At 44.1% G+C, this 16,328-nt stretch carries 16 protein-coding genes; 9 read left to right on the top strand and 7 right to left on the bottom strand.

Annotated elements, in window-relative coordinates:
- Positions 1-254: 254 nt before the first annotated feature.
- Positions 255-2,390: an LTA synthase family protein gene (locus FFM73_RS07075; protein ID WP_171001234.1), complete on the bottom strand. Its 2,136-nt coding sequence runs from the start codon at positions 2,388-2,390 to the stop codon at positions 255-257.
- 201 nt (positions 2,391-2,591) lie between these two features.
- On the opposite strand from FFM73_RS07075, the gene FFM73_RS07070 reads away from it, so the two are divergent.
- Positions 2,592-3,248, top strand: a complete 657-nt coding sequence (locus FFM73_RS07070; RefSeq protein ID WP_137631080.1) for a histidine phosphatase family protein — start codon at positions 2,592-2,594, stop codon at positions 3,246-3,248.
- A gap of 217 nt (positions 3,249-3,465) precedes the next feature.
- On the opposite strand, the gene FFM73_RS07065 is transcribed toward FFM73_RS07070, so the two are convergent.
- Entirely contained in the window at positions 3,466-4,410 is a 945-nt protein-coding gene (locus FFM73_RS07065) for a VOC family protein (RefSeq protein ID WP_137631079.1), read from the bottom strand.
- A gap of 113 nt (positions 4,411-4,523) precedes the next feature.
- Here FFM73_RS07065 and FFM73_RS07060 point away from each other — a divergent pair, with 113 nt between their 5' ends.
- Positions 4,524-4,946: a GNAT family N-acetyltransferase gene (locus FFM73_RS07060; RefSeq protein WP_137631078.1), complete on the top strand. Its 423-nt coding sequence runs from the start codon at positions 4,524-4,526 to the stop codon at positions 4,944-4,946.
- 73 nt (positions 4,947-5,019) lie between these two features.
- Here the strand turns inward: FFM73_RS07060 and FFM73_RS07055 are convergent, their stop codons facing one another.
- Entirely contained in the window at positions 5,020-5,508 is a 489-nt protein-coding gene (locus FFM73_RS07055) for a C40 family peptidase (RefSeq protein WP_137631077.1), read from the bottom strand.
- Positions 5,509-5,755: 247 nt separating this feature from the next.
- On the opposite strand from FFM73_RS07055, the gene FFM73_RS07050 reads away from it, so the two are divergent.
- A complete protein-coding gene (locus FFM73_RS07050) occupies positions 5,756-6,205 on the top strand; it encodes a MerR family transcriptional regulator (RefSeq protein WP_137631076.1) in 450 nt (149 codons plus the stop codon).
- A gap of 70 nt (positions 6,206-6,275) precedes the next feature.
- On the opposite strand, the gene FFM73_RS07045 is transcribed toward FFM73_RS07050, so the two are convergent.
- Positions 6,276-8,990, bottom strand: a complete 2,715-nt coding sequence (locus FFM73_RS07045) for an MMPL family transporter (protein WP_137631075.1) — start codon at positions 8,988-8,990, stop codon at positions 6,276-6,278.
- 215 nt (positions 8,991-9,205) lie between these two features.
- Here FFM73_RS07045 and FFM73_RS07040 point away from each other — a divergent pair, with 215 nt between their 5' ends.
- The 6 genes from FFM73_RS07040 to FFM73_RS07015 all read left to right on the top strand — a co-directional run bounded on the left by FFM73_RS07040 (position 9,206) and on the right by FFM73_RS07015 (position 13,181).
- Positions 9,206-9,448: a hypothetical protein gene (locus FFM73_RS07040; RefSeq protein WP_137631074.1), complete on the top strand. Its 243-nt coding sequence runs from the start codon at positions 9,206-9,208 to the stop codon at positions 9,446-9,448.
- Positions 9,449-9,455: 7 nt separating this feature from the next.
- Complete coding sequence (locus tag FFM73_RS07035) at positions 9,456-10,433, top strand: linear amide C-N hydrolase (protein ID WP_137631073.1); 978 nt, start codon at positions 9,456-9,458, stop codon at positions 10,431-10,433.
- Positions 10,434-10,518: 85 nt separating this feature from the next.
- Entirely contained in the window at positions 10,519-11,145 is a 627-nt protein-coding gene (locus tag FFM73_RS07030; RefSeq protein ID WP_137631072.1) for a glycoside hydrolase family 73 protein, read from the top strand.
- A gap of 88 nt (positions 11,146-11,233) precedes the next feature.
- Positions 11,234-12,007, top strand: coding sequence for a TerC family protein (locus tag FFM73_RS07025; protein WP_137631071.1), 774 nt, complete (start codon positions 11,234-11,236; stop codon positions 12,005-12,007).
- Positions 11,982-12,302: a thioredoxin gene (gene trxA, locus FFM73_RS07020; protein WP_137631070.1), complete on the top strand. Its 321-nt coding sequence runs from the start codon at positions 11,982-11,984 to the stop codon at positions 12,300-12,302. The genes FFM73_RS07025 and trxA overlap by 26 nt, the downstream gene beginning before the upstream one ends.
- 12 nt (positions 12,303-12,314) lie before the next feature.
- Positions 12,315-13,181, top strand: a complete 867-nt coding sequence (locus FFM73_RS07015; RefSeq protein WP_137631069.1) for an NAD(P)-dependent oxidoreductase — start codon at positions 12,315-12,317, stop codon at positions 13,179-13,181.
- A gap of 51 nt (positions 13,182-13,232) precedes the next feature.
- On the opposite strand, the gene FFM73_RS07010 is transcribed toward FFM73_RS07015, so the two are convergent.
- From FFM73_RS07010 to trpX, 3 genes are read right to left on the bottom strand one after another with little or no spacing between them, the layout of a single operon-like run.
- On the bottom strand, positions 13,233-14,006 hold the full coding sequence (locus FFM73_RS07010) for an ABC transporter ATP-binding protein (RefSeq protein WP_137631068.1): 774 nt from the start codon (positions 14,004-14,006) through the stop codon (positions 13,233-13,235).
- Positions 13,999-14,907, bottom strand: coding sequence for an ABC transporter permease (locus tag FFM73_RS07005; protein ID WP_137631067.1), 909 nt, complete (start codon positions 14,905-14,907; stop codon positions 13,999-14,001). The genes FFM73_RS07010 and FFM73_RS07005 overlap by 8 nt, the downstream gene beginning before the upstream one ends.
- Positions 14,904-15,899: a tryptophan ABC transporter substrate-binding protein gene (trpX, locus tag FFM73_RS07000; RefSeq protein ID WP_137631066.1), complete on the bottom strand. Its 996-nt coding sequence runs from the start codon at positions 15,897-15,899 to the stop codon at positions 14,904-14,906. Before trpX ends, FFM73_RS07005 begins: the two co-directional genes overlap by 4 nt.
- Between the last annotated feature and the right edge of the window lie 429 nt (positions 15,900-16,328).

The raw sequence follows: 16,328 nt of genomic DNA, 5'->3' as shown, positions 1-16,328 counted from the left end.
CTTTCCCAAAAGAAGCGCAATTGGAGGCTTGTTTACCGTGGAATTATGAACCTGATCAGCAATTAGTAACTGAATGAAATACAAAAACGGACTAACTCAAATATGAGGAAGTCCGTTTTGTGTTTCAATACGTCCGGTTATAGTGTGCTTACGAGGACCAGCACATTCATCATCGATTATTCGACAAAAATAGCACCTGTAAAATGCAAAATAGGCTCGCAGCTAAGAAACGACTGCGAGCCTATTTTTTAATGCTACTTATCACCGCTGTTGGCATCCGGGTTAGTAATCTTGATCCGGTTGGTATCAGTGGATTTATGATGCAATTCTGGCGCATCAGTCTTGTAATCTGACTGAGTTGAATGATTGCCATTCTCACTATAGAGACTGGTTGATTTATTCTTTAGACGCCGTTCAATATTGATTTCCTTACTTAAACCATTAGCATAATTATATTTTTCTGGGTCGATCGGCTTGAGTCCCTTGGGATGATAGAAACGCAGCAAATTCTTTTGGTTGAGCGAATCGGATAAACTCAATTCCAGCTTAACCTTGGCTTGCATATTGTTGATCTTAGCCTGCAATTTCTTGTTGGGGTGCAGTTCCTGTCCGGTTTTATTGTCGTAGACGACGCCAGACAGACAAGTATACTTATCACTGACCCAATCTTCATTCCGAAAGGCCACCACGGTGTCATGCTGTTTGGAGAGTAGGTCGGTTCCAAACTGAATGTACTGTTTATTGCTGATTCCTAGCAGATGCAGTAGGGTTGGCAGTACATCAATTTCACCACCATACGTATGATCAATGAAGCCGCCCTTAGTACCCGGCATATTGAACATTAATGGCACGCGTTGCAGCTGAGCGTTATCAAAGTCGTTCCAGTCACTTGGATTTTTACCTAACACCTTTGCTAGATCAGTATTTTCAGAGTTGGAAATACCGTAATGGTCACCGTACAAGACGATGATACTCTTCTTATCCAGGCCGGTTTTGTGCAGATAGCTGTAAAATTCTTTGATGGATTCGTCTAAATAGTGAGCCGTCCTGAAGTAGTTATCAACGGCTTTATCACCGGTATCCGGCGCCTTGAAGCCATCGTCTTCATCTTCCTTATCAAGTGAGAATGGGAAGTGGTTGGTGACGGTTAAGTATTTGACGTAAAATGGCTGCTGCAGGCGTTGCAGATACTTCACGGAGTCATTGAAAAGCAACTTGTCCTTCAGCCCAAATCCCAGTGATTTATCGCCTGAGGTGTCGTAGTAGCTGGCATCGAAGAAGTACTGATAGCCCAGATTCTTATAGGTGTTATTTCGGTTCCAGAAGCTGGCAACATTACCGTGGAAAACGGCACTGGAGTAGCCGGCTTTTTGTCGCAGAATCGATGGGGCACCCTGGAAGGTGTTATCATTGCCCAGCTGAGCAAATAATGATCCCTGTGGTAAACCATAGGTACTGGTTTCCAGCATGTTTTCAGCATCACTAGTTTTACCTTGCCCAACTTGGTGGAAGAAATTATCAAACGAGTAGGTTGATTGACTGTGATAAAGATGATTCAAGAACGGCGTCACTTCTCTGCCATCGACCTTTTTATCGATCATAAATTGCTGGAAGCTTTCCAAATGCAGAATAATGACGTTTTTGCCCTTCGCTTTGCCATAGTAAACTTGATTTGGTTTGGCGTAATGCTTATGGACAAATTTGAGGATGTCAGTGAGTTCAGACTTTTTGGCAGTTGCGCGCACGTCGCTATTATGCTGGGTACTTAAACCATCGTAAACTGTAAAGGTGTCTATACCCAGATATTTGACTACGTATGACCGGTCAAAAGTTTTGGTCAGCAGTTGTGGCCGGTTCATTTCACTGATTGCCATATTGAATCCAAAAGCTAAAAAGCCCAGTGAGGTAACCGCAAAACCAGCACGCCAGTTTAATTTGCGGTTATCAGTTTTGATTTTTCTGGTCAGCAGTAAGATCACAATGATCACTAGGTCGAGCCAGAAGAAAACATCGTGGAAGTTGGTTAGTGCAACCGAACTGCCGCTAAGCCCTTCATTGACTTTGTTGTAGCCTAACATGGTGGCAACGGTCATGAAGTCGGTGAATTCTCGGTAGTAGATCACGTTCAAATAAAGCAGAACGGTGTTTAAAATATCCAGTACAATGATTGACGTATAAAACAGCCGGGTACGTTTAATGTAAAGTGCCAAGCTGTAGAATATAATTGCAGTGGGTATCGGATTTAAAATATAGAGGATGAATTGCAGTGGATCGTTGAGGGAAACGTGAAAGTCAACGAAGTACGCAATCAATGTTTTTAGCCAGAAACAAATGATTAACAGGGTTGTAAAGCCCAGCCTGCTATTTGTTTTTTGCCATAAACGTTTCAAATACTGCAAAATAACGACTTCCTTTACTCGACATATTAATGTTCATAAGTTTAGCAGACTTTCGGGTTCTGTGCCTGCTTAGATGCAAAATTTATCAAAATGTAACAAGTAAAATTAGCCGAGAACGCTTTCATTTATCGCGCTATATCTCCGCCAGTTGGTGATATACTTGATATAATTCAAGAAATGAGGTGTCAATCGATGACTAAGCTTAATTTGTACGTTGTTCGTCATGGGCAAACTTATTTTAATATTTACAATAAATTACAGGGGTGGAGTAATTCACCATTGACTCAAAAGGGAATCGATGGTGCAGTTACCACTGGCAAACGGCTGGCTGATATTCACTTCGATGCTGCTTACTGCAGCGATACCACTCGGGCAATGGACACTGCTAAGTTGATCCTAAAGGAAAACCAGGCTTCGGCCATTAAGAAACCGCAAACGACCATGTTCTTTCGCGAAGAGTTCTATGGCTATTACGAAGGCAATGATATGGCGCAAGCGTGGTATTTGGCAGGGGCACCGCATGGCCTGCCGACTTTTAAGGACATTGTGACGAAGTATTCTATTGGAAAAGCTAAGGACTATTTAAAGGCTGCTGATCCCTTTCATCAAGCTGAAAATAACGAAGAATACTGGGCACGAGTGAATCAAGGCTTTGATTTGATTCGCCATAATCCCAACTTAAACGACGGCGATAACGTGTTGCTCATTAGTCACGGCAATACCCTGTTAAGTCTAATGGAGCGTTACGGTGGCGGTAAGTACGATCTCACGGTGCGTCCAGCTAATGGCAGTCTGACCAATCTAACACTGACGGATGATGATGTGATCGTGGAGAGTTATAATCAATAAGGTGTGGAACCAAGCGTTTAGAGAGCGAAATATAAGGGAGCCCCACTGAAATTCCATGAACTTGGGAATTTTGGTGGGGCTCCCTTATATACAGCTCTCTGCTTGGTGCAGCCCGATTAGGCTATATAACCGAAAAGCGTATGAACTTAGGAATTCTGATGGGCTTCTCTTATATGCAGCTCTCTGCTTGGTGCAGCCCGATTAGTCAATATAACAATTAGTGCTCAACGTTAAAATCATCACGCTGACTAAGATCACCATCATCGCTAAAGTCAACGCCCTGCTTAGCGTAGTAATCCATGATCGTCTGCCGCTGTGATTCAAACTTTGGTGGCAGACCAAGACTGTTGCCTAACGTTAAGATGGGTTCGTCAAGACTGAATCCAGGGGTAGGGGTAGCGAGTTCGATACGGTTATCGCCGGGTTCACGAATATAGAGGCTCTTGAACCAGCCACGGTCACGGTACATTTCAATGTCCCAGCCCTGGTCTTGTGCGAGTTGATAGTAGTGCAGCAATTCCTTTTCGTCAGTAACCCTTAAAGCAACGTGGTCGATCGACCCGCGACCAAATCGGGTAACTTGTTCAAAGTCGTTGGTGGCCACCAGCTTAATTTGTTCAGCACCCTCTAATTCAACGATGTTATCGGTGACGGTTAAGTTTAATAATTGTTCAAAGAAGGCTTGTGAAGCGCTTACATCTGGAACGTGCAATTCAGTCCCTAAGAAGCGTGAGATTTGATATTTAGGGTCAATACCATTATGGGGAACGATCTGCCATTCAGTTAACTGGTTATCCGTTTCGACCATGGTGATTGGGATTTGATCCGGATCATTGAATATCAATTGGTTATTAGTCTCCATTGTTGTGATCCCGTTATCAAACAGCCGGTCCTTCCAAAACGCTTTGCTGCCAGTTGGAATGGCTAATCGAAAGCCATTAATAAAGTGATTACCATCAGTTCGATGACCTAAGAATGGAACCACAAAGAAGGTGATCACAGAGCCAGGAGTTCCTAGATAGTCACCGTAAAACAAGTGACGAATATGAATATTTTCCTGGTTAACGGAATTCTTAACGAGTCGTAAACCTAAGACCTGGGTGTAAAAATGGATATTTTGTTTGGCATCCTTCGTCAAAAGTGAAATGTGATGTGTTTGCATGACTGCGCCTGCTTTCGTAATATTTTGCCCTCAGTATAGCATATCGCTACCGGAACCCGGTGTATTTCGCCTATTGGATGTAGGGTATAATAAGTGATTAAGGAGTGTGAGTTATGAAAATTAAGTCAGCGTTAGGCACCCATAATCAAGTTTATACGGCTGCTATAAGTATCCGGCAGGCGGTATTTGTCACGGAACAGGGGATTTCAGCACAGTTAGAATTCGATGGTCAAGATGATCAAGTGACGCACTATGTTGGCTACATCGATGATCAGCCCGTCGTGACAGCGCGAATTCGGCATGAAGGGCAGACGGTGCATATCCAGCGAGTCGCGACTTTACCGGCGTTTCGGCATCATGGTTACGCCATGGCACTGCTGCAACGGGTAATCGCTGATGTTGCTACGGGGTCGCTCATTGAACTCAATGCACAAGCTACCGCTATTGGTTTATACGAGCGGTTAGGGTTTAAGCAAACGGGTGCCCCCTTTGAAGAAGTGGGTATTAAGCACGTCAAAATGGTTAAGCGCGTGTGATCAGGTCAGACTAAAAAAGCTTGATTGTCAGTTAATTACTGATAATCAAGCTTTTGTTATTTATATGTGTTAATTATTTTTGATTAGCAGCTGCACTGAAATCAGTAACGTGAGCGTAACCAACAACGTGCCACCATGGTGCATGAACGCGTTCAGTGACAACGCCACGGTTTTGGGCATCGATCATTTTGCCGTTACCAACGTATAAGCCAACGTGGCTAATACTGTGGGTGCCATAACCGAAGAAGACTAAATCACCTTTTTGAACGTTAGTACCGCTAACGTGCTTGTAAGCATTGTATTGTGCCTGTGCAGTACGTGGAATGGTAATGTTGGCTGCTTTCTTGTAAACGTAGCCGGTAAAACCAGAACAGTCAAATGCGTAAGGACCAGTTGCACCCCAGACATATGGATGACCTAACTTTTGCTTAGCTGTGTTATAAACGGTACTGTAAGATGCGTCTGTGCTGGCAGCGTGTGCTGAAGTCACCTGTGAACCGGCAACTGCAAAACTAAAGAATGCGACGATAGCAATCAAACTTTTTGTGATTAAATTCTTCATTGACCTAGAGACCCCTAACTTTTCCGTTTTTTATGTACAATATTTAGTGTACGGTTTAATTATTTCAGTAATGTGACAAACCAATGTCAATGACGTTAAACAAACGGTTTTAAACTGTAATTTACGTAATATTTTCACAAAAAGGAGCAAAATGGCGATAATTGGCTGATTATCTGGGTATCTAGCTTTGCTCATTAGGTCAGAATGTGGAATAATAAGGTTGCAAAACCTGAGAGGCGGTTATTCAATGAAATATCGAATTCCTAATTTAGTCGATTTCGATCAATTTGTGTTTCGAATAGGTGAACTGAGTCGAATGACTGGTGTATCATCGCGTCAGCTTCGTTACTGGGAGCAGCGTGATTATATTTCAGCCATTACCCGGGATGATCAAAATAAAGCACGCGTTTATGATTTTCATACTTTTATTCAGGTCAGTATTATTAAGAAGCTACAGGACGAAGGTTACCGGTTACCGGCGGCTGTGGAAAGAATGCGTAGTATTGAAAAGGAAACCACGCTTGCCCGTAAATTTTTCCAAGTTGCCTTTGACGGTGTCGAAGTGATCGATGGCAAAATGTTCTTGAATCTGGGTTATTTTGACAAGGCTAAAACGAAGATCTTGTACGGTTTGTACGAAGACGGTGAGATCAGCTATGAGATTCGGCCAGCCAATGAAGAAAATGACGACCAGTAAGACAAAAAAAGGGACGACCAGAACAGTTTTGATAACTGTTCTGGTCGTCCCTTTAGTCATTATTTAGTAACTATTTTGCATGGCGTTTCAGATGCGGTCGCTTTGAAGGCAAGGTCACGGTTAACTTACCAACTGAAGTGGTGACGATTGGTAAGATAATGTCGAAGATGATCGTTGCAAACAAGATGATCAGGCCAGCTTGTGTCAGTGGTGCAAAGTTAGCACTGAACAAGACGAGGCAAATGATGATGACCGTAAAGAGCTGGTGGCGAATATTCTGTCCCAGTGAACTGACCCCCGGTAATAACCAATCCGTCAAGTTGGTTTCTTTAAAGCGGTAGCTAATGGCGAGTTGAATTAAGAGGCTGGCACTAACGACCAATAGCGGTACGAACGCGATCATTGGTGCTTGCCAGTTGAAACTGGGATCACCGGACATGAAGTGGTTCGTCATCTGCGCGAGTTGAACACCACCCATAGTGGCAAGTGCCAGACTAGCTAACCAGTAAATTGGCTGCAGGACGGATCCACTGATTAAAGCAATGATCAAGAACGTCAGTACACCAATGGTTAATAATAGCCAACCGAGATTAGCCCGGACAGCATGTTCAATTGTATTTTGAACCACTGGTTGGCCGGTGTAAGCAATTTTAGCGTGCTGCAATGAAGTCCCCTGTAGTTGGGTATTCACTTCGGATTGTAACTGCTTTAAGGTTGCTGAGTTGTTATGACTAGCAGCTGAATCTTTCAGATAGATCTGCAGCTGCGTTGTCTTGTAATCCTGACTGGTATTAGTCATCAATGATTGCTGGAACTGCATACCAGTTAGTTGTTCAGGTGTAATGTAATAAACCTTGGCAGCATCTGAAGCCTGTAGCGCTGACAGATAGCTGTAAATATTATTATATGATTTGGTTAAACCGTTTAAACTGGTAGTAGTTTTCTTTAAACTGCTGCGGACGGCAGAAACCTGTGAAGAATAGCCTGAGACCTGACTTTGAGCAGCTTGACCATCATTGCCGGCGGAAGTAGCTTCATCGTTTAAAACCCGCATATTGCTGGCGACGGTCTGCAGTTGGCTGCTGACTAGGCTGAGTAACCGTTGATAATTTCTGACCCGTCTGGAAGCTGATGAAGATTGCGATACACTTGCTCGACCAGCCACTTGTGAGACTTGAGAACGAACCGTCCCCGTGTCATCGCTTAACTGATTAGCCTTTGAAACCAGACTGTTTAGCTGTTTAGCAGTATCGTTAAGCTTAACTTGGCCAAGGTCACTGCGGTTGCTATTCAGGTCTGACTGAAGTTGTGACAGCTGATCAGTAGCCCCTTTGAGGGTGATATTCATTTGATTCAACTGGCTGTTCACGTAGTATTCATCCATTAGCTGGCCATTTGGCTGAGTCAGTGACGTTACACCAGAAACACCCGGCATAGATTTTAATTTAGTTGTTAAATTATCAATTTGAAGTAGGGCCTTTTCGTTATCGATCCGGTTGTTACTGCGGATATAAACGGTTACGGGAGTTGCTTTACCCTCACCAAAATGCGCGTTGAGCACTCGCATACCAGCAACGGCCTCATTATTAGGCGCAACCGTTTTGGCGGCCGAGAAGTTCAGATTGTCCCGGTACAAAATGGCAAATGGCCCAACAACGTAGAGTACGGCGATGATGGCAATGAACGGCTGCCAGAGGCCGAAACGCGCCATCCAGTTCCAGAAGCGGTGTGGCCGTGAGGTTGATTCAACGGCTGGCCAGAAGAAGCGCTCGCCTAAGAGCTGCATGAAGATCGGTGCAATCGTATAAAGCCCAATTGTGATCACGATCGTAACGATGGCTAAAGCGGAAAGTGCCCGAATCGTTGAGAAGCCAAAAGCGTAAAGACTAGCAAAGAGAATCGTTAACGTTCCGCCGAGAATCAGCAGAAAGTTACGAATAGCGCGAATACTATGAGTTGTTGCCGAGGCTGCGTCTTGACCATCAGCAATGTTTTGCTTAAAGGCATTAAAGAGATAGTAGTGTCCCAATGTTCCCAAGACGAGTGTCAGCAATAAGATGAGTAATGGCAGATACTCGGAATATGGGAAACTAGTACGATCAGCTAAATTATTGATCAACCCTAGTGAAACAACGTACATCATCAGCATGGACAATGTTGAAATCAATGGGGCAATCAGTGATTTAAAGATGACACCAATGATCAGGAGGCTCAAAACGAACCCGAGGATAGCCGCAAAGGTCGTTACGTGACTAATATTTTCATTGGCCGCGTCATTAACTAGGTCTGGACTAGTCAGGTAGGTCGATACGCCCGCAGTTCGAATTTGAGTACGTAACTGCTTGGCGAGGACTCGTGAATCACCCTGGTTTTGATCAATGGCCAGCTGAACGGTTTCCGTGGAGCCGTCTTTGGAATAGAATTGACTCTTGGCAGCCGGATTGGTGACCATGGTTTGAATTGACCGAATGCCATAGGTTTTCTGCTTTTCAGTCAAGCGCGAGACAGTCTTATCGATGCTGGACTGCTGCGTGGCGGTCAGCTTACCGTTGGGATTGTTGAAAACCGCTGAAACATTATATGTACCGGAAATGTTTCGACCCCAAGTGTTTTGCATACTTCGGGCTACCATGGGCTGACTGTTATTAGCTAATTGCGGCTGACCCTTTGTTTGAATCATATCAGAGGTGTTAGGCATCATGACGATCGCAACAAAGATTGCAATGAGCCAAAACAGCAATGAAAAGATTCGATGATTGTGTAACTGACGTATCCGCTTTTTCATTGAATAATATCTCCCTTAAAATGTCGCCGTTACAGGCGTCTATATAACTACTATATTACCATAGCTGATACAGGATTGTATTTCAATTACCAAAATTGAAATAATTAGCCAAGTTACGCGGATTTGAACCAAAACCGATAAATTAATTCAAATTGCTATGATTTACGATAAAAGTTGCTTATAATAAACATTCCTGAAATGAAGGTGGAAAAAGGATGTCAGAGCATTATCAGAGTCGTTATGCTGGATTAAATACAAATCAGCGGTTTTTGATTGCTAATCAATTAGCTGCTGATTATCATTTAGATGTCAGCCAAGTTTTATTTACCTATTTAAAAGTGGCCGAACCAATTTTGACCAGAAAAACTAATACGAAACAAATTTCTGAAACCACACAAAAACAAATTGATGAACAGTTTGAACAAACGTTGCTAAAATTGAGTCATACAAAGGAGTGATCGCGTCATGTGTACCAGCATTTATCAGATCGCGCAAGATGGTACCCACGTACTGGGCCGGACGATGGATTGGCACGCCTTAGGGGCTGGACCAGTCTTTGTGCCCCGTCAGTTTCGCTGGCGATCGGTTTATGATAATCAGGCGTATCAAAATCCTTACGCCATTATTGGCAGCGGTGGTGCTCACGATGATGAAATCGATATTTCAGATGGCATTAATGAACATGGTCTGAGTGTTCAGAAGCTGACGTTTGCTAACGGCGCGCTTTTTGATTCGCAGCCAGATATTAATAAACATTCGATTGCACCGTTTGAATTACCCCTGTATTTATTGGGACACTTCAAATCAATTGCGGAGATTGAGGCGCACATGAACGACCTTCAGCTCATGAGTGGCGAAGGCGCGTTTAAACAGTACGGCTACCCCGAACTGCACTACGTTGCAACTGATAGGACGGGGCGAATCGTGGCCATTGAAACATCGGAAAAGCCACTTAAAATCTATGAAAATCCATTGGGTGTACTCACTAACGCATATAATTTTGAACGTCAGCTTAACCAGTTAAAAAATTATATGACCTTTACACCTGAATTTATAGCTGGCCAAGTGCCATTGAATACAGCCCGGGTGACCACAGGTAATTTTTCAGGTAAGAAGATACCGGCCGGTTCGTATACTCCAGGCTCCCGCTTTATTCGGGCGGCTTATTATAAGGAGAGAACTGACCAGCCAACGGATGAAACGTCCGGAATTGTAAGCATGTGGCATTTATTGAATGGTGTCAGTGTTCCTAAAAGTACTGAGTATCAGCAAAACTATTCGGTTTATCGGGCCGCCACCGTCACCGATTCGCTATCCTATTATTATGAACCCTATAATCGATTAGGAGTTGTTAAATTGAAACTGACGCCAGAACTGCTGACAGTTACGACACCGCAGTTTTACCAGGTTGCGGATAAGCTGCAGGCATTCGAGTTAAATTAATGAATTATTAATTCCGTGTCAGCTAAATCTCATGGTAAACTGAACTTAGCGTAACAATAACTTTAATGAATGGAGACACAATTTTTTGGCCAAAAAAAGACGGCGTAGTAAAAAGAATAACTCACAGGCTGTTGCGACATTAGTCTTTCTGTTAGCATTATTTGTCATCGGTGGGGGGATAGGTGTACGCTATGTAATGAATAATTACATGGCTAATCAACGAACCCAAGCGAGTAAGCCAGCTGAAACAGAAACGCCTGAGCAACGACAGCAGCACCAATTTATTGATTCAGTAGCGAAACCCGCGGTGAATGTCTATAAGGCCAACCATCAAGTTTTACCCAGTATCGTGATCGCGCAAGCCATCGTCGAGTCCAATTGGGGTCATTCCCAGCTCTATCAAGAGGCTAACAATCCGTTTGGTATTAAGGGCAGTTATAACGGGCAGACTAAATCGTTTCCCACTAATGAATACATCAATGGGAAAGAGGAGCGGATCAACGCTAACTTTCGGGTCTATCCAAACTTAAAAGTGGCGATTTTAGATCATGATGCGGTGGTTGCCCAGCAGTTTTTACCGGCTAACGTGACTGATTATCACAGAGCGGCGACACTGTTACAGCGAAATGGGTATGCAACGGATCCGTCTTATGCGAAGAAATTGGTCAACGTCATTAACACTTACAGTCTAAATCGGTTCGATGGTTACTAAAATACAACGCAATTTCCTACGCGATACCACTAACTGTGGTTTCTGTATGATGCGAATATCAAAACAATGATAGGAGATATGTACAAAATTGTTTGATCTAATAGGAAAACTCTATGGGCCATTTTTTGACCTTCATAATTGGGAAACGGTTATCAGTTCTGGGAGCGACTGGCTAGTGATCTTTTCGCTGGTGTTGATCGAATGTTTACTTTCAGTGGATAATGCCGTGGTACTAGCTGCCCAAACTCAAGCACTGCCGACCAAAAAGCTGCGTGAAAAATCGCTGTTCTATGGGATCTGGGGTGCCTATATTTTTCGCTTTTTGATTATTGGGATGGGTGTCTACCTGATTAATTTTTGGGAGATTAAGGTTTTAGGCGCGGGTTATTTACTGTTTCTAAGTATTCAATTTTTTTCCAAATCACGGGTCAAACATACCCGTAAGTTAGTTTCTGATAAAAAACGGCCGGTTTCGCTGTTTTGGTCCGTTGTGATTCAAATTGAATTAATGGACATCGTGTTTTCAATCGATTCCGTGTTAGCTTCCTTGGCAATTTCACCTAATCCAGTGATTGTTTTAATTGGTGGGATGATTGGCATTCTTGCCATGCGTGGCGTTGCTGAATTGATTATGAGACTGATGCGGATCATTCCCGAACTGGAACCGATGGCATATGGTCTGATTGCTTTAATTGCAATTAAGTTATTCATTAGTATTCCAATGATCGATATTGAGATTCCAGCAGCTGCCTTTGGACTGATCGTGCTTGGGGCAGTTGTGGTGACACTGATCATTCACGTCATTCGAAAAAAGAGAAAGGTGGCACAGACTTCAGATGGCAGTCACGATAACCAAGGATAATTTAGCTGAAGAAACCGCTTCTGGGTTAGTGCTGGTCGACTTTTGGGCTGACTGGTGCGCACCGTGTAAAATGATGGATCCCATTCTGGAGCAGTTGGAAACCACTTATGGGGATCGAATCAAATTTGGCAAGCTGAATGTGGAAAACAACCAAGATCTGGCGATGAACTACAAGGTCATGAGTATTCCTAGTCTGGTCCTTTTCCGGGATGGTAAAGCCGTTGAAAAAGTCACTGGATTGTATCCTAAAGAAAAATTAGCCAAGTATTTAGATCAAAAGTTAGCCAGTAACTAGGGGGCAGTAATAATGAAGATTGGGTTTATCGGTACTGGCGTCATGGGTGGTGCCATTGCGGAACACTTATTAGATGCTGGTCATGAGTTAGTCGTTTATAACCGGACTAAGGCTAAGACGGATGCGTTAGTTGCCAAGGGTGCCACTTGGGTCGATACACCGGCGCAGGTTGCTCAGCAGACAGACGTCATTTTTTCCATGGTGGGCTATCCCACCGATGTGGAGTCGATTTACTTTGATGATCAAGGTATTTTTAGTACGTTAACGGCTGGTAAGACCGTGGTTGATATGACCACCAGTACGCCCACACTAGCTGAAAAAATTGCGGCTAAAGCACAGGCACTAAACGCTCATGCGCTAGATGCACCAGTTTCCGGGGGTGATGTTGGTGCCAAAAATGCTACTTTAACGATTATGGTCGGTGGTGATCAGGCCACCTATGATGCTGTGAAACCGTTATTTGAATTAGTTGGCCAAAAAGTTCATCTGTTTGGCTCAGCCGGCAAGGGTCAGCATACCAAGATGGCTAATCAAATTATGATTGCCGGTACTATGACTGGGACTGTCGAAATGATGGTTTACGCCAAGCATGCTGGCCTCAATATGAATGACGTCCTCGACACCCTCAGCAGTGGCGGTGCGGACAACTGGAGCATGGACAACTACGCCCCAAGAATCTTAAAGGGTGATTACACGCCTGGTTTTTTCGCCAAGCATTTCCTGAAAGATCTGCGAATCGCACTGGATGAAGCCGATAAAATGAAATTGAATCTGCCGGCCACTAAGCTGGCAAAGCAGCTTTACGAAACCATGGTCGATGACAAAGGTCTCGGTAATGATGGAACTCAAGGGCTGATCAAGTTATATGAAAATCTCTAGATAGCACAAAAGGCTAATGAACAGTCACTGTTCATTAGCCTTTTTGATTGCTTACTCTTGCAGATCCGAGAAGAAACTGAAGAGTTTTTCTTGTGTCAGTTGCTGTTTTTCTTCACCGGAAACGTCATAGGTGATCTTACCATCACTAATGACGATCAGCCGATTACCGTACTTTAACGCGTCATCCAAATGGTGGGTGATCATTAGGCAGGTGAGCTTTTGAGCAATGATCCGGTCGTTAGTAGCGGTCATTAACTCCTGTGAAGTCTTCGGATCCAGCGCAGCCGTATGTTCATCCAGCAATAAAATGTCCGGTTTCTTCAACGTGGCCATCAAGAAACTAAGGGCCTGTCGTTGGCCGCCAGATAGACTACCCGTTGGTGTGGTTAGCCGTTCGTTTAAACCGTTGCCCATACCACTGGTCATTTTCTTGAATTCAGCCATGTGCTGATTTAAATGACGAGGGACTAGATGCCGGTGTTCACCGCGTTTAGTGGCCAGTAAAAGGTTTTCGGCCACGGTCATTCGTGGCGCAGTTCCCAGTTTAGGATCTTGGAAGACCCGGCTCAAAAACCGTGTGCGCCGTTCTTCGGATTCATTAGCAATCGATTCGCCGCGTAACAGAATATCACCAGAATCAATCGACAGATTACCGCCAATCGTGTTGAACAGCGTCGATTTTCCGGCACCGTTAGAACCCAAGATGGTAATGAAGTCACCTTCATTAATGGTCAGATTTAAATCTTTCAGCAGGGTGAGCTCTTCTGGTGTATTACGATTGACCTTGGTGACAACGTGACGTAATTCTAGAATTGGTTTAGTCATGAGTAGAGATCCCCCGTTTCCAAACGCGCTTTAAATTGAACATGTCCCGGAAAACTGGCACCATCATGCAAAGTGCTAGAACAACGGATGAGAACAGTTTTAAATCGTTGGTGTTGAAGCCTAACTTCAGGACGACCAGTAGAACAAAGCGGTAGAGGATCGACCCTAAAGTGACTGCAACCAGCCGCTGGTTCATGGTTAGTTCACCAAAGGCGACTTCACCGATGATAATAGAGGCTAAGGCAATGACGATGACCCCAATTCCCATGTTGACATCAGCGTAGCCATCGTTTTGAGCGACCAAGGCACCACCGAGACCAATGACCCCGTTAGAGACCATCAGACCCATGATCTTCATGTTGTCGGTTTTGATACCCAATGACCGGGCCATGGTTTCGTTATCACCAGTAGCAATGAACGCTTGACCGAGGTCGGTTTGCAGGAAGTAAATTAAGACTAAGGTCAAAATGACGATCACCGTAAAGCCGAGGAAAACACTGTCAAAATACATTGGTGAATGGGCGAAAATTGGTAACTTCAATAGTGACGGCTTATCCAGTAAAGTCAGGTTGGAACGACCATGCATGATCCGCAAGTTAACGGAGTATGCGGCGGTCATGACCAAAATCCCAGCTAACAGGATCGGAATTCGGCCCTTAGTATACAGCAAGCCGGTTGCGAGACCGCAAAGCATGCCGACCCCAATGGCAATCAACGTTGCCCAGATGGGGTTGATGCCGTTATTGATAGCGGCCACACAGGCAGCCGCACCCATTGGGAAGGTGCCTTCAACCGTCATATCGGGGAAGTCTAAAATTCTAAAGGTTAGAAATAATCCCAGCCCAAGGGTTGCCCATAGCAGCCCTTGACCGATAGCAGAAACGCCTAATCCAAATGTCATTTGATGATCTCCCCTTTCTTTTGAGCTTCTTTAACCAGTGAGCTAGGGAAGGTGATCCCCAGTTTTTGAGCTTCTTTCATGTTCAAAATCAAATCGCCGTGACGGATGAATTTGATTGGTGTGGTTGCGGGCTTTTTACCCTTTAAGATATCAGCGGTCATCCGGCCAGTCAGCACGCCTAATTTGTATTGATTGATACTGTAGGTTGCTAAGCCACCAGACTTAACCATGGTATCCACGGCTGGGAAGACAGGGACTTTAGCAGCGTTGGAGTTTTTGACCAGTGTTTGCATGGCTGAAGCCACCGTATTATCAGTTGGCACGTAAACAGCATCAACGTTTTGCATCATTTGCTGTGAAACTTGATCCACGTCGTTCGTGTTGGAAATTGAGTAAGCCTTTAACTTAATGTGTTCTTTAGCACACAGTACTTTGAACTGCTTATATTGTGCGGCCGCTGAATCATCACTGGACGTGTAGAAAATCCCCAGTGTCTTCATCTTAGGCATGACTTGCTTGATCAGCCCCAGCTGTTCTTTTAGTGGTGCTTGATCAGAAACTCCGGTGATGTTGTGGCCTGGTGCGTTATTGTTCTTAACTAAGCCAGCACCCTTAGGATCCGTGACGGCTCCTAAAACAATCGGAATTTTGGAAGTTGCGTTTGCTAACGCCTGAGCTGAAGGGGTAGCAATCCCGATGGTGGCATCCGCATCTTCGTTGACAAAGCGGTTACTCATAGTCATCAGGTTACTCTGATCATTTTGAGCGTTTTGAAAATCAATTTTGATGTTTTTACCAGGGCGATAGCCCTTTTCTTCCAGACCATGAATGATGCCGTGGTGGATGGAATCCAAGGCGGGGTGAGACATCAGCTGCAAAATACCAACGGTGGGCTTTGCAACTTGAGCCGGCTTACCAGTACCGCCTTCACCAACGAAGGCGAAGCCAAGAAAAATAACAATAATCGCGATCAATGCGTATAGTCGCTTCATGAATTCGATTCCCCTATCTAAAAATATAATTAAGTGCAAATAAAAAAGGCGACTCCTCACAGAAGTCGTCTAAGAAGATCGGCGACGTGCAAGGTTAGTCATGCAGCGTCACTCAATAACAAAGTAACCGGCAAGACACGTGTATGAACATGTTGTCCAAACCGCGTCTAAAACAGCGGTTTGCTTACCGGAATTGCCAGGATTTAAATTGGTTAGCGTACTTTGTCATTTGAATTCCTCCGAACTAGAATATCTACTATTATAGAGACCGAACCTATGATGTGCAAGTACCATTTACGGATCAGTATTGCTGGCTAACTGTTATTTTTGACCAAACAAAAGGACCCAACCTCATTACTGAGGCTGGGTCCCTTCGCGCTTGATAAGCTACATTAGTAGTTATCATGGTTTCATTATACACCATGATTT

Origin of the sequence: Secundilactobacillus hailunensis, from assembly GCF_005405185.1 — a bacterium.
GTDB lineage: Bacteria > Bacillota > Bacilli > Lactobacillales > Lactobacillaceae > Secundilactobacillus > Secundilactobacillus hailunensis.
The sequence above is the reverse complement of the archived record's forward strand: the minus strand, read 5'-3'. Positions and strand labels throughout refer to the sequence as shown.

Coding starts and splice junctions, on each gene's coding strand:
- FFM73_RS07015 (WP_137631069.1), top strand. CDS start 12,315: ATGAAGATTGGGTTTATCGGTACTGGCGTCATGGGTGGTGCCATTGCG.
- FFM73_RS07060 (WP_137631078.1), top strand. CDS start 4,524: ATGAAAATTAAGTCAGCGTTAGGCACCCATAATCAAGTTTATACGGCT.
- FFM73_RS07010 (WP_137631068.1), bottom strand. CDS start 14,006: ATGACTAAACCAATTCTAGAATTACGTCACGTTGTCACCAAGGTCAAT.
- FFM73_RS07005 (WP_137631067.1), bottom strand. CDS start 14,907: ATGACATTTGGATTAGGCGTTTCTGCTATCGGTCAAGGGCTGCTATGG.
- trpX (WP_137631066.1), bottom strand. CDS start 15,899: ATGAAGCGACTATACGCATTGATCGCGATTATTGTTATTTTTCTTGGC.
- FFM73_RS07065 (WP_137631079.1), bottom strand. CDS start 4,410: ATGCAAACACATCACATTTCACTTTTGACGAAGGATGCCAAACAAAAT.
- FFM73_RS07045 (WP_137631075.1), bottom strand. CDS start 8,990: ATGAAAAAGCGGATACGTCAGTTACACAATCATCGAATCTTTTCATTG.
- FFM73_RS07035 (WP_137631073.1), top strand. CDS start 9,456: ATGTGTACCAGCATTTATCAGATCGCGCAAGATGGTACCCACGTACTG.
- FFM73_RS07040 (WP_137631074.1), top strand. CDS start 9,206: ATGTCAGAGCATTATCAGAGTCGTTATGCTGGATTAAATACAAATCAG.
- FFM73_RS07050 (WP_137631076.1), top strand. CDS start 5,756: ATGAAATATCGAATTCCTAATTTAGTCGATTTCGATCAATTTGTGTTT.
- FFM73_RS07055 (WP_137631077.1), bottom strand. CDS start 5,508: ATGAAGAATTTAATCACAAAAAGTTTGATTGCTATCGTCGCATTCTTT.
- trxA (WP_137631070.1), top strand. CDS start 11,982: ATGGCAGTCACGATAACCAAGGATAATTTAGCTGAAGAAACCGCTTCT.
- FFM73_RS07070 (WP_137631080.1), top strand. CDS start 2,592: ATGACTAAGCTTAATTTGTACGTTGTTCGTCATGGGCAAACTTATTTT.